Origin of the sequence: Pseudorhizobium marinum (assembly GCF_000705355.1) — a bacterium.
Taxonomy (GTDB): domain Bacteria; phylum Pseudomonadota; class Alphaproteobacteria; order Rhizobiales; family Rhizobiaceae; genus Neorhizobium; species Neorhizobium pelagicum.
This window is the reverse complement of the sequence record NZ_JMQK01000003.1, coordinates 148,627-173,967: the sequence shown is the minus strand read 5'-3', so window position 1 is coordinate 173,967 and position 25,341 is coordinate 148,627. Positions and strand designations below refer to the sequence as shown.

Below are 25,341 nucleotides of genomic sequence, written 5' to 3'. Positions count from 1 at the left end.
CTAGGCTGCCAGCGCCGACCGGCGCAGAATGGCTTCCGCAGCCTCGGCTTCGGACCGCAGCACCGGCCAGTCCGGCACGTCGTTGTCCCATTCGATGAGCGTGGCCACCGGTCCGATGCGGGCGACGACCTCTGCGTAGAGCGCCCAGACCGGATCGCGCACCGGGGTGTCATGGGAATCGATCAGCAGTGGCGCGCCCAGATCGTCCTCTGTCTCGGAATGCCCGCCGAGGTGGATCTCGCGCACGTGGCGGATCGGGAAGCACGCCAGGTAGCTGCGGGGGTCGGTGTTGTGGTTGGTCGAGGCGACGAAGACGTTGTTGATGTCCAGCAGCAGGCCGCAACCGCTTCGTTTCACCACCTCGTCGAGGAAGTCCGTCTCCTCGTAGGTGCTTTCCTCGAACAGCAGGTAGGTTGCAGGGTTCTCGAGCAGCATCTGGCGCCCGAGCGTGGTCTGGACCTCGTCGATGTGCCGACAGATCTGTTCGAGCGTTTCGCGGGTGTAGGGGAGTGGAAGCAGGTCGTTCAGGAAGGTCGTGTCATGGGTGGACCAGGCGAGGTGCTCGGAGAAACTCTCCGGCTGGTAGCGGTCACAGACTTGCCTCAGGCGCCGGAGATGGTCCTGGTCGAGGGGCTGCAGCGAACCGATCGACAGGCCGACGCCGTGGATGGACAGTGCGTAGTCTTCCCTTAGTCGGCTAAGCTGCGCATGGGGTGGTCCGCCGGCGCCCATGTAGTTCTCGGCATGCACCTCGAAGAAGCCGACCGGCTGCCGCTCGGCATCGATCATGGCGAAATGCTCGGGCTTGAAGCCCACGCCCGCACGGGCGGGAAGCTGCGATGCTTTCATGACGCGTCTCCGGAAGAAGAGGCGCCGCAGCCATTGCGGCGCCTTTGCTCGTCAGCCTGCGGCTCAGGCGGGAGCCGGGCCGGCTTCCAGCATGCCGTGGCCGTTCGGCGTCATCATCGCCTGGCAGGTGCCGGCCGGTACGAGCTTCCAGGCATTCTGCTGGTAATCGACCTTGGAGGTACCGGCGCAGGTGGTGCCGGGGCCGGCGGCGCAATCGTTCTGTCCCTTGAGGGCAACGCCGTAGCACTTCTCCTTGCCCGCTTCCTGGGCGAAGGCGGGGGATGTGATCGACGCGAGTGCCGAGGTGACGGATGCCGCGATGGCAAGGGATATCATGCTGGTCTTCATGTTCGGTCTCCCTGGTAAGCAGAGCCTCTCTGGCCTGCATGGAGACTTACGCCCGGTGCTGAGCGGGTGTTACATCGGGATCGAAAATTCCTGCGAAAGGGTGGGTGAGGCCCACGCCGATTTGTTTGGACGGTACCGCCATATGCTCTATCGTGGAGATGGTTGCTCGAAACGCCTCGACAAGAAAAACCGCAGGCGCGTGTAACGATCGGTTCGGCGGCGGCGTAGGACTATCCGAATGAAAGATCTGGCGCGTGAAGAGCAGTGGTCCGCGTGGATGCGGGCGGCGATCGGTGGTGACACGCATGCGTATCACCGCTTCCTCTCGTCCGTTGCGCCGCACCTGCGCACCATGGCACGCCGGCGCTGCGCCCAGTTCGGTGCGCCCGCCAGTGAGGCCGAAGACATCGTGCAGGAGGTTTTGCTGTCCATCCACCTCAAACGTGGCACCTGGGATTCATCGCGCCCCATCGCACCCTGGATCTCGACCATCATCCGCAACAAGCTGATCGACAGCCTGCGCCGGCGCGGCCGTCATATCGACGTGCCGCTGGATGACGTGATCGCCGTGCTGCAGGTCGACGAGCAGGCGCAGGCGCAGGAACGGCTCGATGTGGACCGGATCCTGAAGACACTGAAGGAACCCCAGCGGACGATCGTCCAGGCGATCTCGGTGGAAGGCAGCAGCGTTCGCGAGACGGCAGGCCGGGTCAATATGACCGAGGGGGCGGTCCGCGTGGCACTGCACCGGGCGTTGAAGGCGCTATCGCTGACCTATCGGGAGCCAATGACGTGAAGACCGACGAACTCATCAACCTGCTGTCCCAGGATTCGGCGGTCCGCTTCCGCTTCGGCCAGGCACTGGCGGTTGCCCTTCTCGCAGGTGTCCTGCTTGCAGGCCTGTTCTTCTTCGCAGCGATGGGGTTTCGGCCCGACATCTACGCGGCGCTGGAGAGCCTCCGATTCATCTTCAAGCTCGTGGTGACCCTGGCGCTGTTCCTGGCCGCCTCCAACCTGATGGTGCAAATCGGGCGGCCGGGTGCCCGGCTTCAATGGCCGGCCGTCACGCTCGTGCTGGTGCCGCTGCTGCTGGTGGGGGCCGTGGTCGCAGAGCTTGCGGCGGTCCCCTCTGCCAGGTGGGGCGCGCAGATGATCGGGCGCAATGCGCACGAGTGCCTGTCGCTGATCCCGCTTTTGTCGATCGGCCCGCTTTCGGCATTCATCCTCGCCCTGCGCCAGGGCGCTCCGCAACATCCGGGCAGAGCCGGCGCGGTGGCCGGGTTGGCGGCGGGCGGGCTTGCAGCGGCCTTCTATGCCTCCAACTGCACCGACGACAGCCCGCTCTTCGTGGCCCTCTGGTACACGCTGGCGATCGGTATCGTCACCGGCGCCGGCTATCTTGCCGGAAAGCGTTGGCTGACCTGGTAGCCGGCCGAACGGTATTGCGGCCACGGCAATAAAAAAGGCGGCCCGGAGGCCGCCTTTTCTGCAATCTGATGAAACGCTTATTCTGCAGAGGTCTCTGCAGCCTTTGCGTCTTCCGCTGCCTGGGCAGCAGCAGCTTCCGCTGCCTTTGCTTCTTCGGCTTCGGCTGCTGCCTTCTCGGCGGCAAGCGCCTGAGCTGCTGCAACCTTTTCAGCCTCGATGCGGGCCTTTTCTTCCGCAGCGGCGGCGCGCTCGGCGTCGTTCAGCTTGCGGGCGCGGGTGCCCGTGTCTTCGACGATACGAGCCGACTTGCCGCGACGATCGCGCAGGTAGTAAAGCTTGGCGCGGCGAACCTTACCGCGGCGGACGATTTCGACGCCTTCGACGAGCGGCGAATAGACCGGGAATACGCGCTCGACGCCTTCGCCGTAGGAGATCTTGCGAACCGTGAAGCTCTCGTTGATGCCGCCGCCGGAGCGGGCGATGCAGACGCCTTCATAGGCCTGCACGCGGGTACGGGTGCCTTCGCGGACGCGAACGTTGACGCGGACGGTGTCGCCGGCAGAGAATTCCGGCAGCTTGCGCTGGGCTTCGATCTTGGCGGCCTGTTCGGCTTCCAATTCCTGAATGATGTTCATAGGTCAAACCTCTATGTTTTTCTGAAACAGCCAGAGCGCTCGGTCGTCATCCCTTGGTCAATGCTTCGGGAGTTGACCCTTTCGGGCCAAGAGCGGGTTCACCATTCTTTGCTTGCTGGTCGAGGGGAAAACCCCATGTCCGCGTGGGCCATTACACCAAAGAAACGGCTTTGTCATCCCGTTGCGCCGGAAATAGTTGCCGTACCGGTGGCGCGGTCGCAGTCCTTGCAGTCGCAGACGCGGGCGGCTATGTCGTCAGCGTCATTGCCGGGGAAGATCATACCATGACCATTGTCACCATGCTGCTGCTGTTCGTTGCTGCCTTTTTCGCGGGCGCGGTGAACGCCATTGCCGGCGGCGGCACCTTCCTGACCTTCGGCGCCCTGACACTGGCCGGCATTCCGCCGATCACCGCCAATGCAACCTCCTCGATCACGCAGTTCCCAGGCTACATCACCTCCACCTTCGCCTATCGCGACGAGATCGCCAAAAGCTGGCGCAGCGCCGTGGCACTCTCTGTAGTCTCGGTCATCGGTGCGCTGGGAGGCTCGCTGCTGCTCCTGTCGCTGGACAATCCGTCCTTCCGCGCCATCGTTCCCTGGCTGCTGGCGGCGGCAACCGCCATCTTCGCCGCCGGACCGTGGCTGAAGCCCAAGGCATCGGCCGACAAGCCGGTCAATTCGCCCGTCAGCGTCGTGGCGCAGTTCTTTACCGCCATCTACGGCGGCTTCTTCGGCGCCGGCATGGGGATCATGATGCTGGCCGTGCTGGGGATTACCTCCGGCGGCACCTACCACCACCTAAATGCGCTGAAGAACCTGCTGTCGATCCTGATCGCGGCCGTCGCGATCGTCATCTTCGTCGGCGGCGGTGTCGTCGCCTGGCCGCAGGCGCTGGTGATGATCCCGGGTGTCGCGCTCGGCGGCTATGCCGGCGTCTGGATGGCACGACGCGTGCCGCAGACGGCGATGCGCCTGGTCGTCGTCGCCATCGGCGTGGCGCTGACGATCTACTACTTCGTCACCGGCTGATCGTCCTCGGCGAGAAGATCCGGCCGCCGCTCGCGTGTGAGCTCCAGCGCCTGCCGGTGCCGCCACTTGTCGATCTCGGCATGGTTGCCGGAGGTCAAAACGGCGGGGATGTCGCGTCCCTCGAATATCTGCGGTCGGGTGTAGTGCGGATACTCCAGAAGTCCCTCCTCGAAGCTCTCATGGGTGCCTGAGAGCGCATTGCCCATGACGCCCGGCAGGATGCGCACGACCGCGTCGAGCAGCGTCAGCGCCGCCGGCTCGCCGCCGGAGAGGATGTAGTCGCCGATCGAGACCTCCTCGAGCCCGCGCGCATCGATCACGCGCTGGTCGACGCCCTCGAAGCGTCCGCAGACGATCACCACGCCCTCACCGGCTGCCAGCTCCCGGACGCGCTTCTGGGTCAGCGGTCGCCCACGCGGGCTCATCAGCAGCCGCGGACGGGGATCGTCGGACGACACGTGATCGATCGCCCGGGCGAGGATGTCCGGCTTCAGCACCATGCCCGCGCCGCCGCCGGCCGGCGTGTCGTCGACCGTGCGGTGTTTATCCTTGGCGAAATCCCGAATCTGCACCGGATCTATCGACCATTGGCCGCGCTCCAGCGCCTTGCCGGCGAGCGACAAGCCCAGGTGGCCGGGAAACATCTCCGGGTAGAGGGTGAGGATCGTGGCGCGAAAGGTCACGGGCGCTCTACCGCTCGCCTTCCGGCGGCTTGCCACGGCTCGTCTTTTCGTCCGGATCCTCGATCAGGCCAGCGGCACGGGGATCGATGACGATCCGTCCGCCTTCGAGATCGATCTCCAGGACGGCGGCCTCGGAAAAGGGGATGAGGGCGGGACGGCGTCCCGGCCCCTTCAGCTCGAGCAGGTCGCCGGCGCCGAAGTCGTAGACACCGCTCACCGTGCCGTAGCTCTTGCCGGTCTCATCGACCGCGTCGAGACCCTCGAGGTCCGCGTAATAGAATTCGTCATCGTCGAGCTCGTCGTCCGACAGGTTCTCCCGCTCGACATAGAGCTCCAGGCCGGTCAGCGCCTCGGCGTCTTCGCGGCTGTTGACGCCGCGGAAGCGGACCACCACGACATTCTTGGCCTCGCGGATCTCCAGGATTTCGAAGACGCGGCCATCCTTGGCGTGGAGCTTGCCATAGTCGCCGAGCGTCATCGGCTCGGCCGTGTAGGAGCGAACCCGCACCTCGCCGCGCAGGCCTTGTGCGGCGCCGATCGTCGCCATCAGGATCGGATGTTGGAGCTTGTTCATACGTTCTTGTCCTGGACCATTCAGGGGCGCTTTTACTGGGAGTGCGGCCAAATGAAAACACAAAACGGGCGGCACGTCTCCGTGCCGCCCGTCCGCCGCCCGAAGCGGATTATCAATTATTCGGCAGCAGCGGCTTCCGAAGCGGCAGCCTTGGCGTCTGCTTCCTTCTGGGCGCGCTCGGCGGTGCGTTCCTGGGCCTTCTTGCCCGGCTTTGCCTTTTCCGGGTTGTTCTTGGTCTCGCGCTGAGCGACGCCGGCTTCGGCGAGGAAGCGCAGAACGCGGTCCGTCGGCTGGGCGCCCTTGGCAATCCATTCCTGGATGCGCTCGAGGTTCAGTTCGACGCGGCTCGCGTTATCCTTCGGCAGCATCGGGTTCCAGTGGCCGACCTTCTCGAGGAAGCGGCCGTCGCGCGGGGCGCGGGCGTCGGCGATGACGACGTGGTAGTAGGGACGCTTCTTGGAACCGCCACGGGCGAGACGAATCTTCAGGGACATTTTCTTACTCCTTGGGTCTTTGTATGGGCCGCCTGGTGTCAGGCAGACTGTTTGGTGCCGCCGTGTTCGGCAGCGATTGCTTCATGGTGCCGGATGACTTCCTTGATGACGAAGTTCAGGAACTTCTCGGCGAAATCCGGGTCCAGATGAGCATCCTTCGCCAGGCGGCGGAGGCGTTCGATCTGGTATTCTTCGCGCGCCGGGTCCGCCGGCGGCAAATCGTAACGGGCCTTGAGGAGCCCGACTTCCTTGGTGCAGCGGAACCGTTCCGCCAGCATGTGCAGCAGTGCCGCGTCGATGTTGTCGATCGACTGCCGGTAGCCCAGCAGCTGTTCCTTGACGTCTTTCTCGGTCATGCTCCCCCTCACTTCTTCTTCGGCATGCCGGGCAGGCCCGGGAAGCCGCCGCCGAGGCCCGGAAGACCCCCGCCCATGCCGCCCCCGGGCAGGCCGGGCATGGAGCCCGGCTTGAAGCCCGCGGCTTCTGCCTGCTTCTGCAGGGCCTCGAGCTGCTTCGGATCGAGCTTGGAGAGATCGGGCATGCCGCCCATTCCCGGCATGCCGCCGCCCATGCCGCCCAAACCCATCTTGCCGGCAAGGCCGCCCATCATCTGCTTCATCATGCCGCCGCCCTTGCCCTTGCCGCCCATGGCTTTCATCATGTCGGCCATCTGGCGGTGCATTTTCAGCAGCTTGTTGATCTCGGCGGCATCGGTGCCGGAGCCGGCGGCGATGCGCTTCTTGCGGGAATGCTTGAGCATATCCGGGTTGGCGCGCTCGGCCTTGGTCATCGACTGGATGATGGCGATCTGGCGGCCGAACAGCTTGTCGTTGAGGCCCGCTGCGGCCATCTTGTCCTTCATGCCGGCCATGCCGGGCATCATTCCCATGATGCCGCCCATGCCACCCATGGACTGCATCTGGCGCAGCTGGTCGGCGAGGTCGTTCAGGTCGAACTTGCCCTTGGCCATCTTCTCGGCCATGGCGCGCGCCTTGTCGGCGTCGATATTCTGCGCCGCCTTCTCGACCAGCGAAACGATATCGCCCATGCCGAGAATGCGGTCGGCGATCCGGCGGGGATGGAATTCTTCCATCTCCGACATCTTCTCGCCGGTACCGATCAGCTTGATCGGCTTGCCGGTGACGGCGCGCATCGACAGCGCCGCACCGCCGCGGCCGTCGCCGTCCATGCGGGTCAGCACCAAGCCGGTGATGCCGACGCGTTCGTCAAAGTTGCGGGCGAGGTTGACGGCATCCTGGCCGGTCAGCGCATCGGCGACCAGCAGGATTTCGTGCGGATGGGCGCGCCGCTTGATCTCGGCCATTTCGGCCATCAGCGGCTCGTCGATATGGGTGCGGCCTGCGGTGTCGAGGATGACGACGTCGTGGCCGCCGAGCTTGGCCGCCTGCACGGCGCGGGCGGCAATATCTGTCGGTGACTGGCCGGCGATGATCGGCAGCGTGTCGACGCCGGTCTGGGCGCCCAGCTGGCGCAGCTGCTCCTGGGCGGCCGGGCGGCGCGTGTCGAGCGACGCCATCAGCACCTTCTTGCGGTCGCGGTCGGTCAACCGCTTGGCAATCTTGCCGGTCGTCGTCGTCTTGCCCGAGCCCTGCAGGCCGACCATCATGATGACGACCGGCGAGGGCGCATGCAGGTCGATGCCGACGCCTTCGGCGCCCAGCATCTCGACAAGTTCGTCATGGACGATCTTGACGACCATCTGGCCGGGCTTGATCGACTTGACGACGTCGGCGCCAACCGCCTTTTCGCGGACACGGTCGGTAAAGGAACGGACGACTTCCAGCGCGACGTCCGCTTCCAGGAGCGCACGGCGAACCTCGCGCAGGGCGGCGGAGACATCCGCCTCGCTCAGCGCGCCACGGCCGGTCAGTCCATTCAGGATGGAGCCAAGACGGTCCTGGAGGTTTTCGAACATTGCTTCTTCCTTCTTCGCTTCCGGGGATATCGGAAACGTCGTCATCCGCGCCGGCAAAAGCAAGACGCCCGCGAGCGGGCAAAGCCAAAAAGCACCCGAGGGCGCCACGCGCTGTCGGGTGTTGACCTCCGGGCTCAGTAAAATCGGCCCCGGTCGGCGGCTCCAAGTCTTGTCACTTGTCAGCAGATGCGGCGGATAAACAGGAAAAGGGTGCGGGAGTCAAGGCAGGCGAGGTTGGATCATTGAGGGTTGCATGAATATGCGAGCATGTTAAATTGAATATTCATCACCATTGAAGGCGATAAGGCGATGTCCCTCTATATCCGTGATGCCAAGGTGAACCAGCTCGCTGATGAACTCATGCACCGGCTCGGCACCAAAACCAAGACTGAAGCGGTGCGTGTAGCGCTCGAGAACGAGCTCAAGCGTGCGGGGGAGGAATTGACGCTGGAAGAGCGTGTGAGGAAAATTCAGGATCGGTATGCCGCACTTGGACCGAATGATCCGGACTTCGACGAAAAGGCTTTCATGGACGAGATGTGGGAAATCTGATGTTTCTCGATGCATCAGCGATCGTCGCCATCATCGGACAGGAAGCAGCGGGAAGTTCCCTGCTTCGCAGGATCAGCCTCGCAGAATTGCCCGTCTACTACTCTTCGACTGTCGTCTTCGAGGCTGTGATTGCTCTGGCTCGCAAGAAGAAGATCTCCATCTATGGCGAGCATTCGACCACGCCTGCGAGCCTGATCGAGGAAACGCAGGATCTTGTCCGCGCTTTCCTTGAGCAAGTCGACGCCGTTGAAGTCAATCTCCCCGTCGGTCTGCACCAAGAAGCGCTTGGCGCTGCCAAGACCTTTGGTCGCTTCGTGGGCCACCCCGCCAGGCTCAACTTCGGCGACTGCTTCTCTTATGCCGCGGCGAGATCGCTGAAGGCGCCCCTGCTCTTCGTCGGCGACGACTTCGCCAGGACCGACATCGAGATCGCGTGATCGTGTAACCTTGCCATCAGGACGGGTCCTCCCCTTCGCACGCGCATCCTGCTACATACACCGCATGAATCGTCGCAATTTTCTCAGATGGTCCGGTCTCGCAGCCCTCGCCGCACTTGCGGGCGGCGTCACGGCAAGGAGTGCCATGGCCGGCAACAAATATTACACCGGACCCGTCAGCGATCACTTCGACGGCAAGGTCTTCTTCAATCCGGGTGGCGAAGAGCCCGGCGGGTTCGCCAACCTGATCCGCTGGAAGCTCGGCGGCAACAACAAGGCCTGGCCGGAAAGCTTCCCGAGCCCCTTCCCGCAGGCCGTTCCGGAAAAACGCGTCGCCGGTGACCGGATGTCAGTCACCATGGTCGGCCATGCCTCCTTCCTGATCCAGGCAGCGGGCTTGAACATCCTGACCGATCCGGTCTGGGACGAACGCGCCAGCCCGGTCCGCTTTGCCGGGCCGAAGCGCGTCAACCAGCCCGGCATCACCATGGGCGACCTGCCGCCGATCGACATCGTCATCGTCACCCACAATCACTACGACCACATGGACCTGGAGACGCTCTGGGTGCTGCAGGGGCGCGACAAGCCGCAGTTCGTGACGCCGCTCGGCAATGACGACATCATCCGTTCGCGTCTCGCTGATGCCCGGATCGACGTCATGGACTGGGCCGATCGGCTGGAGGTCGGGGGCGGCGTAACTCTGCATTGCGAGCCATGCCACCACTGGTCGGCGCGCGGTCTCGGCGACCGTCGCATGGCGCTCTGGGCTGCCTTCGTCATCGAGACGCCGGCCGGCAAGATCTATCACGTCGGCGATACGGGCTTTCACAGCGGCATCAACTATCGCGCCGCGCGCGAGAAGCACGGCAGCTTCCGCCTCGCCAACCTACCCTTCGGCGCCTATGAGCCGCAATGGTTCATGAAGGCGCAGCACCAGAACCCGGAGGAGGCGGTGGAGGGCATGCTGCTCTGCAATGCCGCCCATGTGGCCGGCCACCACTGGGGCACCTTCAAGCTGACCGACGAGGGTATCGAAGAGCCGGTGGTCGCCCTTCATTCGGCGCTCGATGCGCGCAACCTGCCGCGTGAACGCTTCCGGCCGATGCGGCCGGGCGAGGTTTTCGAGGTGCCTGCGGCAACAACCTGATGTAGCGACGGGAGAGGCCGTTTTTGCACCCCTGCCCCAAGCAGTTCAACCACTTAGCGCAGTTCAGATTCACATCTTGCGAAGCGGAGCGAAGATATGTCGGCCTCCGCCGCCGGAGTGTTTCGCGAGACGTTCGCGGGCAGGCGGGAGCCGGCGCCCTGTCTCGATGCCGTAACGTGCGGTGAGAGGCAGGGAGGCGGAAGTCATGGCGGTGGCGTCGCAAGATGCCACTTCCTATCAAGTCTCCCCCGGGTCGCCAGGCCCGGTTCGGTTTAGCCGTGCAAGTGCGAAACTGTTTCGCACGCAGCGAGACGAGACGACTGCCTGTAGGGACCGGAAGTCCCGAAAGAACGCCGAAGGCCACGCACATGCGGAGCCACACTTACAAACTTTGAGAGGTTTCGCATGTGCGTGGGCTCTCCTTGGACCGCATCTCCAACCGCACCGGCTTCGGCAGCGGAAGCTCTGCGTGTCCGCACTCTGGTAATTATCCGTGGTTTCCGCCATATACGGCGGCGAATGGGCAGGTACCCAACGGGATCGAAGGCGATGGCAGATCAGGTCGAATTTGCGAAGATGAACGGGCTTGGTAACAAGATCCTCGTCGTCGACATGCGCGGCCGCGCGGACACGGTAACGCCTCAAGCGGCGATCGCCCTGAATGACGATCCTGCCACGCAATTCGACCAGATCATGGCGATCCATGATCCGAAGGCGCAAGGCACCGATGCCTGGATCGACATCCTGAACTCCGACGGCTCGAAGGCCCAGGCCTGCGGCAACGGCACCCGTTGCGTCGTCCAGGCGCTGGCCGCCGAGACGGGCCGCAAGGCCTTCACCTTCCAGACCGTCGCCGGCATCCTGAATGCGGTCGAACATGACGACGGCACGATCTCGGTGGACATGGGCAAGCCGGTCTTTGCCTGGGACCGCATTCCGCTGGCGGAGGAATTCTTCGACACGAGCCGGATCGAGCTGCAGATCGGCCCGATCGATGCGCCCGTCCTGCATTCGCCCTCGGTGATGTCGATGGGCAATCCACACGCCGTCTTCTGGGTCGACCGCGATCCGATGAGCTTCGATCTGGAGCGCTTCGGCCCGCTTCTGGAAAACCATCCGATGTTTCCGGAAAAGGCCAATATCACGCTGGCGCAGGTGACCTCCGACGCAGGGCTGCGCACCCGCACCTGGGAACGCGGCGCCGGTCTGACGCTGGCCTGCGGGTCGGCCGCCTGCGCCGCCGCCGTGTCGGCTGCCCGCACCGGCCGCACGGGCCGCACCGTCACCATCGACGTTGCTTCCAGCCCGATCCGCCAGCCGCTGGTGATCGAGTGGCGCGCGGATGATCACGTCGTGATGACGGGGCCTGCGGAGTGGGAATGGTCGGGCAAGCTCGATCCCCGCACCGGCGGCTTCACGCGCGAGGTCGTGCCGGAGGCACAGGTCCATTGAGCGGTGTCGACGTCATCACCTTCGGTTGCCGGCTCAATACCTATGAGTCGGAAGTGATGCGGGTCGAGGCGGAACAGGCGGGGCTCGACAATGCGATCCTCGTCAACACCTGCGCCGTCACCGGCGAAGCCGTGCGGCAGGCACGGCAGGCGATCCGCCGGGCGCGGCGCGACAAGCCGCATGCCCGCATCATCGTCACAGGTTGCGCCGCCCAGACCGAAAGCGCCACATTCGCCGAGATGGCGGAAGTGGATGCGGTTCTCGGCAACGAGGAAAAGCTGACGCGCACCTCCTACCGCGCACTGCCCGACTTCGGCGTCTCGGCGGAAGAAAAGCTGCGCGTCAACGACATCATGAGCGTCACGGAGACCGCGCCGCAGATGGTCCGCCATATCGATGGACATGTGCGGGCCTTCCTCCAGGTTCAGAACGGCTGCGATCACCGCTGCACCTTCTGCATCATCCCCTATGGCCGCGGCAATTCCCGCTCCGTGCCCATGGGGGCGGTCGTCGACCAGGCGCGCCGGCTGGTGGAGAGCGGCTACCGCGAGATTGTGCTGACGGGCGTCGATGCCACGAGCTACGGGACTGACCTTCCGGGCCAGCCCTCGCTCGGCGTCCTCGCCAAGACCATCCTGAAGCAGGTGCCGGAGATCCTGCGGCTGCGCCTCTCCTCGATCGACAGCATCGAGGCCGACGACCATCTGTGGGACCTGATCGCCGACGAGCCGCGCTTCATGCCGCATCTGCATCTGTCGCTGCAGCACGGCGACGACCTGATCCTGAAGCGGATGAAGCGCCGGCATTCGCGCGCCGATGCGCTTGCCTTCGTCGATCAGGCCCGGCGTCTGCGGCCCGACATCACCTTCGGCGCGGACATGATCGCCGGTTTTCCGACCGAAACGGAGGAGATGGCGGAGAATGCCGCGACGCTCGCGGAAGAGGCCGGCATCTCCTTCCTGCACGTCTTCCCCTATAGCCCGAGGCCCGGCACTCCGGCTGCCCGCATGCCGCAGCTCGACAGGCGACTGGTCAAGGAGCGCGCGGCGCGCTTGAGGGCATGCGGCGAGGCTGTTTTAAGCCGGCACCTTGACCGGATGGTCGGAACGCAACAGATGATCCTTATGGAGAACACCGGTTTCGCCCACACGGAGAATTTTTCCCTGGTGGCGGCGCCGGGGCTCAAGCCCCGCGATCTGAAGCGGGTGACGATTACCGGCCATAATGGCCGGCATCTCGAAATGCGGCTTGCGACCGCGCAGGCTGCGTAAGGATACCACATGGCGCTCGGCTTCATCAAAAAGGTCTTCACCTTCGGCAAGGACAAGCCCGTCGCGGAACCGACACCTGGAGAGGCGCTGGCCCCCGCCGAGGCGGCCGCCATCGGCCCCGAGAGCGAACCGCATTTGCGCCAGGAGGATCTGCCCGTCTCGCCGGTTGATCCCGTCGCAGCGGTGGAGATGGATACGGCCGGCGGGCCGGTGGCCGACGACACCGCAGATGCGGCTGTAATCCCGGACGTCGGCCCGCAAGCCGACCTTCCCGAGGATGACGTTCCCGCATTCCTTGCCGGCGTGGAGGCATCTTCCGAAATCGGCATGGTGCCGCTGTCGCTGCTGGAGGCCGAGAGCGAGGCCGGAACCGAGGAATCCTCGGTCGCTGAGGCGCCGGTGGAGCCGGTCCTGCCGAAGGGGTTCTCGACCCGTGTCGAGGCCGTCCCGGAGCCGGAGGTCGAAGCGCCCAGGATGACCTGGTACCAGCGGCTGCGGGCCGGGCTTGCCCGCACCTCCTCGCAGCTGACCGGCCAGATCACGGCGCTGTTCACCAAGCGCAAGCTCGACGACCAGACGCTGGAGGACCTTGAGGATCTGTTGATCCAGGCGGATCTCGGCGTCGAAACCGCCATGCGCATCACCGGTGCCCTGTCTGCCGAACGCTATGGCAAGGACGTGACGGGTGAAGATGTGTCCCGGATCATGGCGGCGGAAATCAGCAAGGTGCTGGCGCCGGTCGCAAAGCCCCTCGCCCTCGACCTCAACCACAAGCCGCACGTCATCCTCGTGGTCGGCGTCAACGGCACCGGCAAGACGACGACGATCGGCAAGCTGGCGGCCAAGCTGTCCGGCTCCGGACTGAAGGTCATGCTGGCTGCCGGCGACACGTTCCGCGCGGCCGCCATCGAGCAGCTGAAGATCTGGGCGGACCGCACCGGTTCCGAGTTCATCGGCACCAAACTGGGTGCGGACGCGGCAGGGCTTGCCTATGATGCCTTCGAGCAGGCACGGGCGAAGAAGTCCGACGTGCTGATCATCGACACGGCCGGCCGCCTGCAGAACAAGGCGGAGCTGATGGCGGAGCTCGAAAAGATCGTCCGCGTGCTCGGCAAGCTCGATCCGGAGGCGCCGCATACGGTGCTGCAGACGCTGGACGCGACCACCGGCCAGAATGCGCTCAGCCAGGTCGAGATCTTCCGCAACATCGCCGGCGTCAGCGGCCTGATCATGACCAAGCTCGACGGCACGGCGCGCGGCGGCATCCTCGTCGGCATTGCCGCCAAGCACAGACTGCCGGTCTATTTCATCGGCGTCGGCGAGGGTGTCGAGGATCTGGAACCCTTCGAGGCGGACGAATTCGCCAAGGCCATTGCCGGACTGACGCATTGATGCCACAGAAACACGGTTTGCCACCCGCCATTCCAGGCGAGAGAAGTTGAGAACCCATGACGCTCGAAAGCGACACCAAGCCCACCGTTGAAGAAAAGCATCGTCCGATGCTGAAGTTCGCGCTCGAGATCGGCCCCCTGCTGGTCTTCTTCTTCAGCAATATCCGTGCGGAATGGCTGGCCGAGACCTTTCCGGCCCTGAGTGCCGTCGGCGGGCCGCTGCTCATCGCCACGGCGCTGTTCATGGTCGCGACGGTGATTTCGCTGATCGTGTCGAAGATCGTCTTCAAGCACCTGCCGGTCATGCCGTTCGTCTCGGGCCTCGTGGTCCTGGTTTTCGGCTCGCTGTCGATCTGGCTGCAGGACGAAACCTTCATCAAGATGAAGCCCACCATCGTCAATGCGCTGTTCGGTGTCGCGCTGCTCGGCGGCCTGTTCTTCGGCAAGGCGCTGCTGGGCTATGTCTTCAACGCCGCCTTCAATCTCGACGCGCTCGGCTGGAAGAAGCTCTCCTTCCGCTGGGGCCTGTTCTTCCTGTTTCTGGCCGTGCTGAACGAGGTCGTCTGGCGCAATTTCTCCGACGATGTCTGGGTCAATTTCAAGGTCTGGGGCACGATGCCGATCACGCTCATCTTCACCTTCGCGCAGATGCCGCTGATCATGCGACATACCGTTTCGGACGCGGCGGCGGAAACGAAGCCTTGAGCGACAGCCCTGTGGGCCAATCCTCCGGGTGGGGTTCGCCACGGCTCTGGATCGGCGTCGCGCTGGCGCTCTTCCTGCTGCAGATCGCCGTCCTCTATGCGATGGGCCGGCTGCCGATCTGCGAGTGCGGCTACGTCAAGCTTTGGGAGGGCGGGGTCAATTCCAGCGGCAATTCGCAGCATCTGTCCGACTGGTACACGCCCTCGCACATCATTCACGGGTTTCTGTTCTACGGCCTCGCCTGGCTGCTGTTTCGCCGTGCGCCGATCGCAGCCCGGCTGTCACTTGCGGTGCTGATCGAGGCGGCATGGGAAATCCTTGAAAACACGCCGATGGTGATCGACCGCTACCGGACCACGACCATGGCGCTCGGCTACACCGGCGACAGCATCCTCAACTCGGCGATGGACACAGCGTTCATGGCGCTCGGGTTCTTCGCCGCCGCGCGGCTGCCGATCTGGCTGACAATTGCGATTGCCCTCGCCTTCGAGCTCGCGACCGGCTGGATCATCCGCGACAACCTCACCCTCAACGTGCTGATGCTGCTCTGGCCGGTGGATGCGATCCGCGCGTGGCAGGGCGCCCTCGGATGACGCCTCAGGCGCCTGCTGCGGCTTTCTCGATCGCCGGCAGCAGTTCCTGGGTCAGGCTGCGCTCGTCGAAGGGGCCGACCTTCTTGTAGAGGATGGTGCCGTCGGGGCCGACGAGATAGCTTTCCGGAATGCCGTAGACGCCCCAGTCGATCGCCGCCTTGCCGTTCGGATCGACGCCGATGGCGTCGTAGGGATTGCCCAGTTCGCCGAGAAAGCGAAGTGCGTTGTCGTTGCGGTCCTTGTAGTTGATGCCGACCACCGTCAGCCGCTCGTCCTTCGCCAGCTCCTTCAGGATCGGATGCTCCTGGCGGCAGGGGACGCACCAGGAAGCAAAGACGTTGACGAGCGTCAGCCTGCCGGCCATCGCCGCATCCGTGAGCGCCGGCGTGCTGGACCCCTCCAAGGGCGGCAGGGCAAGCGACGGCGCCTTCTGGCCGATCAGCGCAGACGGGATCGCCGAGATATCACGGCCGTTGACGTCCTGGTCGTAGAGCATCTTGCCGGCCACCAGCGCGAAGCCGCCAAAGACGAGAAGCGGCACCAGGGCGAGCAGGTAGCGGCCGATGCCGCGGCGGCGCGGTGTGCTGTCGGTATCCTCGGTCATCGGGCTTCATCCACGGATGCAACGGACGAGCGGCGGCGAACGCCCACCCGCTCGAGTTCTTCTAGGTCCCTCCGGCGGCCCCTGCCGTCCAGCCAGACCCAGAGGATCAACAGGGCGACGATCAGCGCGGCGATGCCGTAGGAGAGGGCGATGTAGAAGGTGTGGCTCATGTCACGCCTCCCGCCCGGCCATGCGGGCCGCCATGCGGCGCTGGGCGCCGACGCGACGGCGCCAGATCTCGTTGCGCATCGCCATCAGGTGCAGCGTGAAGAACAGCAGGGTGAAGGCAAGCGCCATGACCAGCAGCGGGACCAGGAATTCGGGTGCGATCGTCGGCCCGTCGAGCCTGACGACGCTCGCCGGCTGATGCAGCGTGTTCCACCAGTCGACCGAGAACTTGATGATCGGGATGTTGACGAAGCCGACCAGGATCAGCACGGCGCTGAGGCGGGCGGCGCGGGAGGGATCGTCGAGCGCGCGGTTGAGGGCGATCAGGCCGAGATACATCAGGAACAGGATGAAGACAGACGTCAGCCGCGCATCCCAGACCCACCAGGTGCCCCACATGGGCTTGCCCCAGAGCGAGCCGGTGGCCAGCGCAATCAGCGTGAAGGCGGCGCCAAGCGGCGCGGCCGCCTTGTGCGACACATCGGCCAGCGGATGGCGCCAGACCAGCGTGCCGATCGCCGAGAGCGCCATCACGGAGTAGCACATCATGGACAGCCAGGCGGCCGGTACATGGACATACATGATGCGCACGGTCTCGCCCTGCTGGTAATCGCTTTCGGTCGTGAAGCTGAGGTAGAGGCCGAGCGCGAACAGGCCGGCCGTCAGACAGGCCATCCACGGCAATAGCCGGGCGACGAGCGCCAGGAAACGCGTCGGATTGGCAAGATCGCTGAATTTTGTGATGGCGAGGCTTTCGGTCATGGCGGCTTTCTAGGCGAAGACGGCGGCTTCAGGCTTGATTCTAGTCAATCACCGGCATTGCGCAACGCCAGCGCCGCACCGACGGGGCCGAGGACTGCGAAAAACATCGTGATGGCGGACAATATCAAGAAAGGCGGCATAAACGGGGCAGGGTCCTCGACGGCGGCATAGGACGCGCTGACTCCGAAGATCAGCACCGGGACGGCGAGCGGCAGGACGAGGATCGAGACGAGAAGCCCGCCGCGCGGCAGGGCGACGGCCACGGCGGCGCCGACGGCGCCGATGAAGGTCAGGGCGGGCGACCCGACCAGCAGCGTCAGCGCCACCGCGCCGATCGCCGTTTCGCTCATGTTCATGAACAGGCCCAGAAGCGGCGAAGCGATCACCAGCGGCAGGCCGTTGGCAAGCCAGTGCGCCAGGCATTTGACGAGCACCGTCAGCACCAGCGGATGTTCCTGCATCAGGATCAGGTCGAGCGAACCGTCCTCGCGCTCGGTCTGAAACAGGCGATCCAGGCCGAGCAGGGCCGACAGAAGCGCGCCGATCCAGACGATGGCGGGACCGATGCGGGACAGGAGGTTGAGATCCGGGCCCACTCCGAAGGGAATGACCGCCACCACCGTCATGAAGAACAGGACACCGATCAGCGCGCCGCCGCCGGCGCGCACGGACAGCTTCAGGTCGCGAAGGAGGAGAGCCATCATTGCAGGAATGCCTCCGGCAGATCGCTAAAGCCTGTCATCCGCAGCTCCCTCGCATTCTCCAGACCGAGAGGCTGGTGGGTGGCCGCAAGCAGCATGCCGCCTGCAGCCAAGTGCTGCTTGATCAGATCGGTGAAGGTCTGTTCGGCGCGGGTGTCGAGTGCGGCTGTCGGCTCGTCGAGGATCCAGACGGGACGGTAGGCGACGAGCAGCTTGGCGAAGGCCATCCTCCGCTGCTGGCCCGCCGACAGATAGCCGAAGGGAAGATGGGCGATGCCGCCCAGTCCGACCCGGTCGGCAGCCTCGACGACGGACATGCCCGCTCCGCCTTCGAGGTCGCCCAGAAAGCTTTTCCAGAACACCAGATTTTCACGCACCGTCAGTTCGGCCTTCATGGCATTGCGGTGACCGAGATAGTGGCATGCCTCACCGGCGCGCACCGTCTCGTCCTTGCCGGTCCACAGGACACGGCCCGCATCGGCCGGCAGCAGGCCGCCCACGACGCGCAGGAGCGTCGACTTGCCCGATCCGTTGCGGCCGGTCAGCACCAGCGCGTCGCCGGAGCCCAGGTCGAAGGAAATGTCTGAAAAAAGCAGATCTTCGCCGCGTCGTGCGCCCAGCCGCTCGGCTCTCAGCCGCATACTCGATGCCTTTGTTAGGATTTTAATCACCGGACTTAAAAATTTTGCGCAATTAGCACTTTAGCAGTCTGGAACCCTTCTTAGAAATTATCTATAAGCTTCGCAACCACGCCAGCGACCGGCGTGATTAATCATCTTGCGCCGAACGTGAGGACATCGTCTTCTCGTGCGGACAGCGGAAATGGTCGCACCCGCATCCTGATGTGCAGTAGTGCATAGGCGTCCGCACGCGCGTGTTGGCTCTATAATCAGCGGGGTTTTTCCGTGACCAAATCTCTCGACAGTTTCAATTGTCGCTCCGTCCTTACCGTCGACGGCAAGGACTATGTCTATTACAGTCTTCCGAAAGCGGAAGCCAACGGTCTCCCCGGCGTCTCCAAGCTTCCCTTTTCCATGAAGGTCCTGCTCGAGAACCTGCTTCGCCATGAAGATGGCCGCACCGTCGACAAGGCGCAGATCCTGACGGTTGCCGAATGGCTGAACAACAAGGGCACGGTTGAAAGCGAGATCGCCTATCGCCCCGCCCGCGTGCTGATGCAGGACTTCACCGGTGTTCCGGCCGTGGTCGACCTTGCCGCCATGCGCGACGCGATGGTTTCTCTGGGAGGCGATCCCGAAAAGATCAATCCGCTCGTCCCGGTCGATCTCGTCATCGACCACTCGGTCATCGTCGACGAATTCGGCACGCCGACCGCCTTTGCCCGCAACGTCGAGCTCGAATACGAGCGCAACGGCGAGCGCTACCGCTTCCTGAAGTGGGGCCAGCAGGCGTTCAAGAACTTCCGCGTCGTACCGCCCGGCACCGGCATCTGTCACCAGGTCAACCTGGAATACCTCGGCCAGACCGTCTGGACGAAGGACGAGGACGGCGAAACGACCGCCTATCCGGACACCTGCGTCGGCACCGATTCGCACACCACGATGATCAACGGCCTCGGCGTTCTGGGCTGGGGCGTCGGCGGTATCGAAGCCGAAGCGGCCATGCTCGGCCAGCCGGTCTCCATGCTGCTGCCGGAAGTCATCGGCTTCAAGCTGACCGGCAAGGTCAAGGAAGGCGTGACCGCGACCGACCTCGTGCTCACCGTCGTGCAGATGCTGCGCAAGAAGGGCGTCGTCTCCAAGTTCGTCGAATTCTTTGGCCCCGGCCTTGATTCGATGTCGCTGGCCGACCGCGCGACCATCGGCAACATGGGCCCCGAATACGGCGCCACCTGCGGCTTCTTCCCCGTCGATGGCGAAACCGTCAACTACCTCACCATGTCCGGCCGCACCAAGGACCGCATCGCGCTCGTCGAGGCCTATTCCAAGGCTCAAGGGATGTGGCGCGAAGGCGACGGCTCCGAACTGGTCTTCACCGACACGCTGGAGCTTGATCTCGGCGACGTCGTGCCGTCGATGGCCGGTCCGAAGCGTCCGGAAGGCCGCATCTCGCTGGAAAACATCGCGACCGGTTTTGCCAGCGCCATGGACGCCGACTACAAGAAGCCCGGCCAGCTCGCCAACCGCTATGCGGTCGAAGGCACGGATTTCGATCTCGGCCATGGCGACGTGGCGATCGCCGCCATCACCTCCTGCACCAACACCTCCAACCCGAGCGTGCTGATCGCAGCCGGCCTGCTGGCCCGCAACGCGGTCGCCAAGGGCCTGAAGACGAAGCCCTGGGTCAAGACCTCGCTGGCACCCGGATCGCAGGTTGTTGCCGAGTATCTCGCAAAGGCCGGCCTGCAGGACGACCTCGACAAGCTGGGCTTCAACCTCGTCGGCTTCGGCTGCACGACCTGCATCGGCAACTCCGGACCGCTGCCGGCGCCGATCTCCAAGACGATCAACGACAAGGGGCTGATCGCGGCTGGCGTGCTTTCGGGCAACCGCAACTTCGAGGGCCGCATCTCACCGGACGTCCAGGCGAACTACCTGGCTTCGCCGCCGCTCGTCGTCGCCTACGCACTGGCCGGTTCGGTCCAGAAGGACCTGACCTCGGAGCCGATCGGCGAAGATCAGGACGGTAACCCGGTGTTCCTCAAGGACATCTGGCCGACCTCGCACGAGATCCAGGAATTCATCCTGAAGTACGTCACCCGCGAGCTCTACGAGAGCAAGTATGCCGACGTGTTCAAGGGCGACGAGAACTGGCAGGCCGTGCAGATTCCGCCGGGCCAGACCTATGCCTGGGACGACAACTCCACCTACGTCCAGAACCCGCCCTACTTCGTGGGCATGGGCAAGACCGGCGCCGGCATCAAGGACATCAAGGGCGCCCGCGTGCTCGGCCTGTTCGGCGACAAGATCACCACGGACCACATCTCGCCGGCCGGTTCGATCAAGGCGGCGTCTCCCGCAGGTTCCTATCTGATGGATCACGGCGTCGGCGTTGCCGACTTCAACCAGTACGGCACGCGCCGCGGTAATCACGAAGTGATGATGCGCGGCACGTTTGCCAACATCCGCATCCGCAACTTCATGCTCGGGCCGAACGGCAAGGAAGGTGGCTTCACTATCCACTATCCGTCGAAGGAAGAGATGTCGATCTACGACGCCGCCATGAAGTACAAGCAGGAAGGCGTTCCGCTGGTCATCTTCGCCGGTGTCGAATACGGCAACGGTTCCTCGCGTGACTGGGCAGCCAAGGGCACCAACCTGCTCGGCGTCAAGGCGGTCATCGCCCAGTCCTTCGAGCGGATCCATCGGTCCAACCTCGTCGGCATGGGCGTCGTGCCCTTCGTGCTCGAGGAAGGTACGACCTGGGCGAGCCTCGACCTGAAGGGCGACGAGACGGTGACGATCGAAGGCCTCGAAGGCCCGATCAAGCCGCGCGAGTGGAAGAAGGCCCAGATCACCTATGGTGACGGTACGGTGAAGGAGATCAACATCCTCTGCCGCATCGATACGATCGACGAGGTCACCTACATGAACAACGGTGGCATCCTGCAGACCGTGCTGCGCGACCTCGCAGCCTGATGCTTCAGACAACACCCGCCGAAGATCTTCGGCGGGTGTTGTCCTACGCGGCCACCGCCGCGGCTGAATCCTCCGGGAGCCCTCCTCATTGAGCCTCGCCATCCTCTTCGGCATGGCCTGCACCGTCTTCCTGACGTCTCTTCTATCGGGCGTCTTCGGGATGGCCGGCGGCCTGATCCTGCTCTGGATCCTGCTGTTCCTGATGCCGGTCGGCACCGCAATTGCCGTCCATGGCGTCATCCAGATGGTGGCGAACGGGTCCCGTGCCTGGTTCTCGCGGCACTACATCGATTTTTCCATCCTCGGCATTCTCTGCATCGGGCTTGCGATCTCGGCGGCGGTGCTGCTCGTCCTGGACTACACGCCGAACATCGTCGTCGTCTCGATCGCGATCGGGCTGATGCCGATCCTCGTCTGGTTGCCGGTCCAGCGCCTGCATCTCGACGCCTCGCGGCCGTCGCACGCGCTGGTGTGCGGGCTGGTGGCAGGAGCTTTGACGGTCGGGGTTGGGGTTTCCGGGCCGACGATCGACATCTTTTTCATCCGCACGACGATGGACCGGCGCACGGTAATCGCCACCAAGGCTGCAACACAGCTGGTTTCGCATGCCACCAAGGTCGTCTTCTACTGGAATGCGGCGAGTGCCCTGCCGCAGGCGGACTGGATCGCCATCGCGCTTGCGGCGCCGATTGCCATTCTCGGAACGCGGGCCGGCAACGGTATCCTGCAGCGGATGACGGACGTTGGTTTCCGCGCCTGGAGCCGCTGGATCGTCACCGGTGTCGGGGCCGTCTATCTCCTGCAGGGGCTTCAGCACGTGATGGAATGAGTGGCCGATTTGCGTCATGCCGCCAGCATGCGAGTCTGGCTCACGTCCTCACCCCATCGTTACTTTATCTTCAGCCCCGGGCACAGTTACCTTGCCGGGCTCCCTGCGTTAGCGCTTGCTTGCCGCCGTCCACTGCGGCTACCAAAGCGCATTCAAAAAAGGTTCGCCGTAATGCCCCTGACAATCCGCAGTGTCGTCGTTCTTGCAGGCCTGTTTCTGGCCGGAACCGCGTTTGCGGAAGAAGGACGAACCCCGCGGGGGGTCGTCGAGCTCTTTACATCCCAGGGATGTTCCTCGTGCCCTCCAGCCGATGGCATGCTGAAGGAGCTGATCCGGCAGGGGGACGTCGTGGCGCTCTCGTACCACGTCGACTACTGGAATTACCTCGGGTGGACGGACACGCTGAGCTCGAAGGAAAACACCGACCGCCAGTACGGCTACGCCCAGTCGCTTGGCCGCAGCGGGGTCTACACGCCGCAGGCGGTGATCAACGGTCGCGACCACGTGAAAGGCACCGAGCTCAAGGCGATAAACTCGAGGATCGACAGCCTGAGGGGAAGCGGCAAGGGACTGTCGGTCCCCGTGGAAGCCCGCATGCACGGCAAGGAAATCCAGATCGAGATCGGGGAAGGTCAGGGCGAGGCGGAAGTGGTTGTGGCCTATTTCACCAAACGCCAGATGGTGGAGGTCGAGAAGGGCGAAAACGCCGGCAAGCGCATGGAGTACTGGCACAGTGTCTACGACGTCCAGTCGATCGGGATCTGGGACGGCAAGCCGCTGAAGCTGACGCTGCCCGGCAAGTTCATGGGAAAGCTGAAGAAGGATGGCTGCGCCGTGCTCCTGCAGCGATCGGGTGCCGGCGGCGAGCCTGCGGCGATCCTGGGCGCCGCCATCCTGATGGCCGGAGGGCGCCAAAAGCGCTGAGCGGGAATGATTCTGCGAGAAGTCGATCCGGCCCGGAAGCATTGGGGGGCTGGGGGTAAGGGTCAATGCAACCGAACCGGATCGTGATGGCGCCGAAAGGGCCAATCACAATACCGACTGTCGCTTTTGAATTCGGCAGTCTTTTGTTCGAATTGGGGCGGGAATAAAATCCCTCCGCGTGAGCCGAGGTCTGCATCTTCCGGGTTGCAATTTCAATGCGCCACGTCACACTGTCACAAGGCTGACATCATCAACGGAGGCAGGATGACGGATCAACCGGATTTGTCAGGCAGGGTAACTGCCCGGGGTGATGTGGTCGTCAGTCTGACCGAATACCGCCAGAACAAGGACCCCGTGCCGGTCATGTTCCACCGGCGCGAGCTGGATGCCATCCTCAGGATCTACGGACGCATGGTCGGTGAAGGCGAGTGGAAGGATTACGCGATCGACCAGCTGAAGGACCGGGCGGTGTTCTCGGTCTTCAAGCGGTCCGGCGAAATGCCGCTCTACCGGATCGAGAAGAACCCCAGGCTGGCCTCCAAACAGGGCGCCTATTCGGTCCTGAACACGCATGGCACGATCCTCAAGCGTGGTCACGACTTGCCGCAGGTGCTGAAGGTGTTCGACAAGGCGCTGAAGCTGATCGACTAGCGCGTCACAGCGTGCCCGGATAGGCCAGTTGATCCGGATCCGAGGTATTTCCGTCTCCCAGACTGCGTTGCATCATCACCGTGTCGAGCCAGCGTCCATGCTTGAAGCCGGTGCCCTTGAGGGTGCCGGACAGCTCGAAGCCCTGAGCGTGATGGAGAGCGATCGAGGCGGGGCTGGCCCCGCCGATGACGGCGACCATCTGGCGGAAGCCGAGGGTGGTGCAGCGGTCCACGAGCTCTGCCAGCAGAGCGCGGCCGATCCCCTGGCCACGGGCCTCCGGCGCCAGGTAAATGGAATCCTCGACCAGCCAACGGTAGGCCGGCCTTGTCCTGAATGCGGAGGCATAGGCATAGCCGAGCAAGATCCCGTCCTGGGCTTCCGCGGCGATATAGGGATAGCCCCTGGAGGCGATGGCGAGGAAACGCTCCCGCATCTCCGCCTCATCCGGCGGCGTCATCTCGTAGCTTGCGGTACCATTGGTGACGCTGTCGGCATAGATGGCGGTGATTGCGGCAAGGTCGGACAGGCTGGCGTCGCGAAGGCTGAAGCTCATTGACGGAAACCGGAAACAGGCTGTTGAGAATGTCGGAGCCTAGGCCGTGGATGCATGCCGGGCAACAAAAAAGGCGGCCCGAAGGCCGCCTTTCCGTTGTCGGTTCCGATGCAGACTACTCGTTGCGATTGCCGAGGAACTGCAGCAGGAACATGAACAGGTTGATGAAGTCGAGGTAGAGGGTCAGCGCACCCATGATGGCCTTGCGGCCAGCAACCAGCGCGTCGTCGCCGTCGAAGTACATCTCCTTGATCTTCTGGGTGTCATAGGCGGTAAGGCCCGCGAAGATCAGCACGCCGATCGCCGAGATGGCAAAGCCCATGGCGGACGACTGCAGGAAGATGTTGACGATCGAAGCGATGATCAGACCGAAGAGGCCCATGATCAGGAACGATCCGAGACCAGAGAGGTCCTTCTTCGTCGTGTAGCCGTAGAGAGACAGCGCTCCGAAGGAGGCGGCCGTCACCAGGAAGGTCTGGACGATGCTCTCACCGGTAAACACGATGAAGATCGACGACAGCGAGACGCCCATCAGGGCGGCATAGCCCCAGAAGGTCGCCTGGGCGGTCCCGACGCTCATCGAGTTGATGCGAAAGCTCAGGAAGAAGACCAGGCCGAGCGGCGCCAGCATGATCACCCAACGGAGCGGGGAAGCGAACAGCAGATTGGCGAAGGCCGGATTGGAAACCGCCAGAGCGTAGGTGCCGTAGGCAGCCACGCCGGTGATTGCCATGCCGAGTGCCATCAGGTTGTAAACCTTGAGCATATAGGCGCGAAGGCCCTCGTCGATCCCCGTGCCCGTCTGCGCGCGAGTCTGCGACATTCGGTTCTGGTAGTTACGTAGGTCAGCCATTTGTATCCTCATCAAGCTCCGAAATTGGTCACGGTGTCGGGATAAATCCCAGGCGCCGCTGCGGAGCTTCAGCAAGCCTGCTTGAAATATGATGTGATAATGCGTCTGGTACAAGAGCCAACCCTTGTAAATACGACGGAATAGGCCCCTCCGACGGCGACTCGGGCGGCA

General features: G+C 63.9%; 30 protein-coding genes. 15 read left to right on the top strand and 15 right to left on the bottom strand.

Annotation, left to right across the window (positions count from 1 at the left end; all coding sequences use genetic code 11):
* Complete coding sequence (gene bufB, locus EO99_RS0104855; protein ID WP_029617520.1) at positions 1 to 849, bottom strand: MNIO family bufferin maturase; 849 nt, start codon at positions 847 to 849, stop codon at positions 1 to 3.
* 63 nt (positions 850 to 912) lie between these two features.
* Positions 913 to 1,197, bottom strand: a complete 285-nt coding sequence (locus tag EO99_RS0104850; RefSeq protein WP_029617519.1) for a BufA1 family periplasmic bufferin-type metallophore — start codon at positions 1,195 to 1,197, stop codon at positions 913 to 915.
* 238 nt (positions 1,198 to 1,435) lie between these two features.
* Between EO99_RS0104850 and EO99_RS0104845 the strand changes: the two genes are divergently transcribed.
* Together EO99_RS0104845 and EO99_RS0104840 are read left to right on the top strand one after the other, a co-directional pair.
* Complete coding sequence (locus EO99_RS0104845) at positions 1,436 to 1,993, top strand: sigma-70 family RNA polymerase sigma factor (protein WP_029617518.1); 558 nt, start codon at positions 1,436 to 1,438, stop codon at positions 1,991 to 1,993.
* Positions 1,990 to 2,625: an NrsF family protein gene (locus EO99_RS0104840; protein ID WP_029617517.1), complete on the top strand. Its 636-nt coding sequence runs from the start codon at positions 1,990 to 1,992 to the stop codon at positions 2,623 to 2,625. The genes EO99_RS0104845 and EO99_RS0104840 overlap by 4 nt, the downstream gene beginning before the upstream one ends.
* A 77-nt stretch (positions 2,626 to 2,702) precedes the next feature.
* Here EO99_RS0104840 and rplS read toward each other — a convergent pair whose 3' ends face one another.
* Positions 2,703 to 3,260 carry a 50S ribosomal protein L19 gene (rplS, locus tag EO99_RS0104835; RefSeq protein WP_029617516.1) on the bottom strand — a complete coding sequence of 186 codons (558 nt, stop codon included), beginning with the start codon at positions 3,258 to 3,260 and terminating at the stop codon, positions 2,703 to 2,705.
* Between the two features lie 284 nt (positions 3,261 to 3,544).
* Here rplS and EO99_RS0104830 point away from each other — a divergent pair, with 284 nt between their 5' ends.
* Positions 3,545 to 4,291, top strand: coding sequence for a sulfite exporter TauE/SafE family protein (locus EO99_RS0104830; RefSeq protein ID WP_029617515.1), 747 nt, complete (start codon positions 3,545 to 3,547; stop codon positions 4,289 to 4,291).
* Here the strand turns inward: EO99_RS0104830 and trmD are convergent.
* From trmD to ffh, 5 genes are all read right to left on the bottom strand, one after another.
* Positions 4,273 to 4,974, bottom strand: a complete 702-nt coding sequence (trmD, locus tag EO99_RS0104825) for a tRNA (guanosine(37)-N1)-methyltransferase TrmD (RefSeq protein ID WP_029617514.1) — start codon at positions 4,972 to 4,974, stop codon at positions 4,273 to 4,275. The genes EO99_RS0104830 and trmD overlap by 19 nt on opposite strands.
* Positions 4,975 to 4,981: 7 nt before the next feature.
* The gene (rimM, locus tag EO99_RS0104820; RefSeq protein ID WP_029617513.1) at positions 4,982 to 5,548 is read right to left on the bottom strand and encodes a ribosome maturation factor RimM; all 567 of its coding nucleotides are present in this window, start codon (positions 5,546 to 5,548) and stop codon (positions 4,982 to 4,984) included.
* Between the two features lie 116 nt (positions 5,549 to 5,664).
* Entirely contained in the window at positions 5,665 to 6,042 is a 378-nt protein-coding gene (rpsP, locus tag EO99_RS0104815) for a 30S ribosomal protein S16 (RefSeq protein ID WP_029617512.1), read from the bottom strand.
* A gap of 38 nt (positions 6,043 to 6,080) precedes the next feature.
* Positions 6,081 to 6,398, bottom strand: a complete 318-nt coding sequence (locus EO99_RS0104810; protein ID WP_029617511.1) for a chorismate mutase — start codon at positions 6,396 to 6,398, stop codon at positions 6,081 to 6,083.
* Positions 6,399 to 6,406: 8 nt separating this feature from the next.
* A complete protein-coding gene (gene ffh, locus EO99_RS0104805; RefSeq protein WP_029617510.1) occupies positions 6,407 to 7,978 on the bottom strand; it encodes a signal recognition particle protein in 1,572 nt (523 codons plus the stop codon).
* A 309-nt stretch (positions 7,979 to 8,287) separates the two neighbouring features.
* Here ffh and EO99_RS0104800 point away from each other — a divergent pair, with 309 nt between their 5' ends.
* From EO99_RS0104800 to EO99_RS0104765, 8 genes are all read left to right on the top strand, one after another.
* On the top strand, positions 8,288 to 8,530 hold the full coding sequence (locus EO99_RS0104800) for a type II toxin-antitoxin system VapB family antitoxin (RefSeq protein ID WP_029617509.1): 243 nt from the start codon (positions 8,288 to 8,290) through the stop codon (positions 8,528 to 8,530).
* Positions 8,530 to 8,967 carry a type II toxin-antitoxin system VapC family toxin gene (locus EO99_RS0104795; RefSeq protein WP_029617508.1) on the top strand — a complete coding sequence of 146 codons (438 nt, stop codon included), beginning with the start codon at positions 8,530 to 8,532 and terminating at the stop codon, positions 8,965 to 8,967. The genes EO99_RS0104800 and EO99_RS0104795 overlap by 1 nt, the downstream gene beginning before the upstream one ends.
* Positions 8,968 to 9,031: 64 nt before the next feature.
* The gene (locus tag EO99_RS0104790; RefSeq protein ID WP_051679699.1) at positions 9,032 to 10,114 is read left to right on the top strand and encodes an MBL fold metallo-hydrolase; all 1,083 of its coding nucleotides are present in this window, start codon (positions 9,032 to 9,034) and stop codon (positions 10,112 to 10,114) included.
* Between the two features lie 549 nt (positions 10,115 to 10,663).
* Complete coding sequence (gene dapF, locus EO99_RS0104785; RefSeq protein ID WP_029617506.1) at positions 10,664 to 11,566, top strand: diaminopimelate epimerase; 903 nt, start codon at positions 10,664 to 10,666, stop codon at positions 11,564 to 11,566.
* Positions 11,563 to 12,837: a tRNA (N(6)-L-threonylcarbamoyladenosine(37)-C(2))-methylthiotransferase MtaB gene (gene mtaB / locus EO99_RS0104780; RefSeq protein ID WP_029617505.1), complete on the top strand. Its 1,275-nt coding sequence runs from the start codon at positions 11,563 to 11,565 to the stop codon at positions 12,835 to 12,837. Before dapF ends, mtaB begins: the two co-directional genes overlap by 4 nt.
* A gap of 9 nt (positions 12,838 to 12,846) precedes the next feature.
* Positions 12,847 to 14,229 carry a signal recognition particle-docking protein FtsY gene (gene ftsY / locus EO99_RS0104775; RefSeq protein ID WP_029617504.1) on the top strand — a complete coding sequence of 461 codons (1,383 nt, stop codon included), beginning with the start codon at positions 12,847 to 12,849 and terminating at the stop codon, positions 14,227 to 14,229.
* Positions 14,230 to 14,285: 56 nt separating this feature from the next.
* Positions 14,286 to 14,933 carry a septation protein A gene (locus EO99_RS0104770; protein ID WP_029617503.1) on the top strand — a complete coding sequence of 216 codons (648 nt, stop codon included), beginning with the start codon at positions 14,286 to 14,288 and terminating at the stop codon, positions 14,931 to 14,933.
* Positions 14,934 to 14,983: 50 nt separating this feature from the next.
* Positions 14,984 to 15,526 carry a DUF2585 domain-containing protein gene (locus tag EO99_RS0104765; RefSeq protein ID WP_235776763.1) on the top strand — a complete coding sequence of 181 codons (543 nt, stop codon included), beginning with the start codon at positions 14,984 to 14,986 and terminating at the stop codon, positions 15,524 to 15,526.
* 4 nt (positions 15,527 to 15,530) lie between these two features.
* On the opposite strand, the gene EO99_RS0104760 is transcribed toward EO99_RS0104765, so the two are convergent.
* Genes EO99_RS0104760 through ccmA form a run of 5 tightly spaced genes read right to left on the bottom strand, consistent with a single transcriptional unit; the run spans position 15,531 to position 18,402 of the window.
* Entirely contained in the window at positions 15,531 to 16,130 is a 600-nt protein-coding gene (locus EO99_RS0104760) for a DsbE family thiol:disulfide interchange protein (RefSeq protein ID WP_029617501.1), read from the bottom strand.
* Positions 16,127 to 16,300 carry a heme exporter protein CcmD gene (gene ccmD / locus EO99_RS26580; RefSeq protein ID WP_077067032.1) on the bottom strand — a complete coding sequence of 58 codons (174 nt, stop codon included), beginning with the start codon at positions 16,298 to 16,300 and terminating at the stop codon, positions 16,127 to 16,129. The genes EO99_RS0104760 and ccmD overlap by 4 nt, the downstream gene beginning before the upstream one ends.
* Before the next feature lies 1 nt (position 16,301).
* On the bottom strand, positions 16,302 to 17,060 hold the full coding sequence (locus EO99_RS0104750) for a heme ABC transporter permease (RefSeq protein WP_029617500.1): 759 nt from the start codon (positions 17,058 to 17,060) through the stop codon (positions 16,302 to 16,304).
* A 44-nt stretch (positions 17,061 to 17,104) separates the two neighbouring features.
* Positions 17,105 to 17,764 (bottom strand): heme exporter protein CcmB, encoded by a 660-nt coding sequence (gene ccmB, locus EO99_RS0104745; protein WP_029617499.1) that lies wholly within the window; start codon positions 17,762 to 17,764, stop codon positions 17,105 to 17,107.
* Positions 17,761 to 18,402, bottom strand: a complete 642-nt coding sequence (gene ccmA, locus EO99_RS0104740; RefSeq protein WP_029617498.1) for a heme ABC exporter ATP-binding protein CcmA — start codon at positions 18,400 to 18,402, stop codon at positions 17,761 to 17,763. The genes ccmB and ccmA overlap by 4 nt, the downstream gene beginning before the upstream one ends.
* Before the next feature lie 264 nt (positions 18,403 to 18,666).
* On the opposite strand from ccmA, the gene acnA reads away from it, so the two are divergent.
* The 4 genes from acnA (at position 18,667) to EO99_RS0104720 (ending at position 23,764) form a co-directional block, all read left to right on the top strand.
* Positions 18,667 to 21,360, top strand: coding sequence for an aconitate hydratase AcnA (gene acnA, locus EO99_RS0104735; RefSeq protein WP_029617497.1), 2,694 nt, complete (start codon positions 18,667 to 18,669; stop codon positions 21,358 to 21,360).
* 88 nt (positions 21,361 to 21,448) lie between these two features.
* Positions 21,449 to 22,189, top strand: a complete 741-nt coding sequence (locus EO99_RS0104730) for a TSUP family transporter (protein WP_029617496.1) — start codon at positions 21,449 to 21,451, stop codon at positions 22,187 to 22,189.
* 171 nt (positions 22,190 to 22,360) lie between these two features.
* Positions 22,361 to 23,113: a DUF1223 domain-containing protein gene (locus tag EO99_RS0104725; RefSeq protein WP_037164760.1), complete on the top strand. Its 753-nt coding sequence runs from the start codon at positions 22,361 to 22,363 to the stop codon at positions 23,111 to 23,113.
* 264 nt (positions 23,114 to 23,377) lie between these two features.
* Positions 23,378 to 23,764, top strand: coding sequence for a DUF2794 domain-containing protein (locus tag EO99_RS0104720; protein WP_029617494.1), 387 nt, complete (start codon positions 23,378 to 23,380; stop codon positions 23,762 to 23,764).
* A gap of 4 nt (positions 23,765 to 23,768) precedes the next feature.
* Here the strand turns inward: EO99_RS0104720 and EO99_RS0104715 are convergent, their stop codons facing one another.
* Both EO99_RS0104715 and EO99_RS0104710 read right to left on the bottom strand, forming a co-directional pair.
* Complete coding sequence (locus EO99_RS0104715) at positions 23,769 to 24,317, bottom strand: GNAT family N-acetyltransferase (RefSeq protein ID WP_029617493.1); 549 nt, start codon at positions 24,315 to 24,317, stop codon at positions 23,769 to 23,771.
* A gap of 115 nt (positions 24,318 to 24,432) precedes the next feature.
* The gene (locus tag EO99_RS0104710) at positions 24,433 to 25,170 is read right to left on the bottom strand and encodes a Bax inhibitor-1/YccA family protein (RefSeq protein ID WP_029617492.1); all 738 of its coding nucleotides are present in this window, start codon (positions 25,168 to 25,170) and stop codon (positions 24,433 to 24,435) included.
* Positions 25,171 to 25,341: the final 171 nt, after the last annotated feature.

What these genes read in the sequence shown, in the direction of transcription:
- bufB (WP_029617520.1), bottom strand. Translation starts at nt 849, where the DNA reads ATGAAAGCATCGCAGCTTCCCGCCCGTGCGGGCGTGGGCTTCAAGCCC.
- EO99_RS0104850 (WP_029617519.1), bottom strand. Translation starts at nt 1,197, where the DNA reads ATGAAGACCAGCATGATATCCCTTGCCATCGCGGCATCCGTCACCTCG.
- EO99_RS0104845 (WP_029617518.1), top strand. Translation starts at nt 1,436, where the DNA reads ATGAAAGATCTGGCGCGTGAAGAGCAGTGGTCCGCGTGGATGCGGGCG.
- rplS (WP_029617516.1), bottom strand. Translation starts at nt 3,260, where the DNA reads ATGAACATCATTCAGGAATTGGAAGCCGAACAGGCCGCCAAGATCGAA.
- EO99_RS0104830 (WP_029617515.1), top strand. Translation starts at nt 3,545, where the DNA reads ATGACCATTGTCACCATGCTGCTGCTGTTCGTTGCTGCCTTTTTCGCG.
- rimM (WP_029617513.1), bottom strand. Translation starts at nt 5,548, where the DNA reads ATGAACAAGCTCCAACATCCGATCCTGATGGCGACGATCGGCGCCGCA.
- rpsP (WP_029617512.1), bottom strand. Translation starts at nt 6,042, where the DNA reads ATGTCCCTGAAGATTCGTCTCGCCCGTGGCGGTTCCAAGAAGCGTCCC.
- EO99_RS0104810 (WP_029617511.1), bottom strand. Translation starts at nt 6,398, where the DNA reads ATGACCGAGAAAGACGTCAAGGAACAGCTGCTGGGCTACCGGCAGTCG.
- ffh (WP_029617510.1), bottom strand. Translation starts at nt 7,978, where the DNA reads ATGTTCGAAAACCTCCAGGACCGTCTTGGCTCCATCCTGAATGGACTG.
- EO99_RS0104800 (WP_029617509.1), top strand. Translation starts at nt 8,288, where the DNA reads ATGTCCCTCTATATCCGTGATGCCAAGGTGAACCAGCTCGCTGATGAA.
- EO99_RS0104795 (WP_029617508.1), top strand. Translation starts at nt 8,530, where the DNA reads ATGTTTCTCGATGCATCAGCGATCGTCGCCATCATCGGACAGGAAGCA.
- EO99_RS0104790 (WP_051679699.1), top strand. Translation starts at nt 9,032, where the DNA reads ATGAATCGTCGCAATTTTCTCAGATGGTCCGGTCTCGCAGCCCTCGCC.
- dapF (WP_029617506.1), top strand. Translation starts at nt 10,664, where the DNA reads ATGGCAGATCAGGTCGAATTTGCGAAGATGAACGGGCTTGGTAACAAG.
- ftsY (WP_029617504.1), top strand. Translation starts at nt 12,847, where the DNA reads ATGGCGCTCGGCTTCATCAAAAAGGTCTTCACCTTCGGCAAGGACAAG.
- EO99_RS0104770 (WP_029617503.1), top strand. Translation starts at nt 14,286, where the DNA reads ATGACGCTCGAAAGCGACACCAAGCCCACCGTTGAAGAAAAGCATCGT.
- EO99_RS0104760 (WP_029617501.1), bottom strand. Translation starts at nt 16,130, where the DNA reads ATGACCGAGGATACCGACAGCACACCGCGCCGCCGCGGCATCGGCCGC.
- ccmD (WP_077067032.1), bottom strand. Translation starts at nt 16,300, where the DNA reads ATGAGCCACACCTTCTACATCGCCCTCTCCTACGGCATCGCCGCGCTG.
- EO99_RS0104750 (WP_029617500.1), bottom strand. Translation starts at nt 17,060, where the DNA reads ATGACCGAAAGCCTCGCCATCACAAAATTCAGCGATCTTGCCAATCCG.
- ccmB (WP_029617499.1), bottom strand. Translation starts at nt 17,764, where the DNA reads ATGATGGCTCTCCTCCTTCGCGACCTGAAGCTGTCCGTGCGCGCCGGC.
- ccmA (WP_029617498.1), bottom strand. Translation starts at nt 18,402, where the DNA reads ATGCGGCTGAGAGCCGAGCGGCTGGGCGCACGACGCGGCGAAGATCTG.
- EO99_RS0104725 (WP_037164760.1), top strand. Translation starts at nt 22,361, where the DNA reads ATGCCCCTGACAATCCGCAGTGTCGTCGTTCTTGCAGGCCTGTTTCTG.
- EO99_RS0104720 (WP_029617494.1), top strand. Translation starts at nt 23,378, where the DNA reads ATGACGGATCAACCGGATTTGTCAGGCAGGGTAACTGCCCGGGGTGAT.
- EO99_RS0104715 (WP_029617493.1), bottom strand. Translation starts at nt 24,317, where the DNA reads ATGAGCTTCAGCCTTCGCGACGCCAGCCTGTCCGACCTTGCCGCAATC.
- EO99_RS0104710 (WP_029617492.1), bottom strand. Translation starts at nt 25,170, where the DNA reads ATGGCTGACCTACGTAACTACCAGAACCGAATGTCGCAGACTCGCGCG.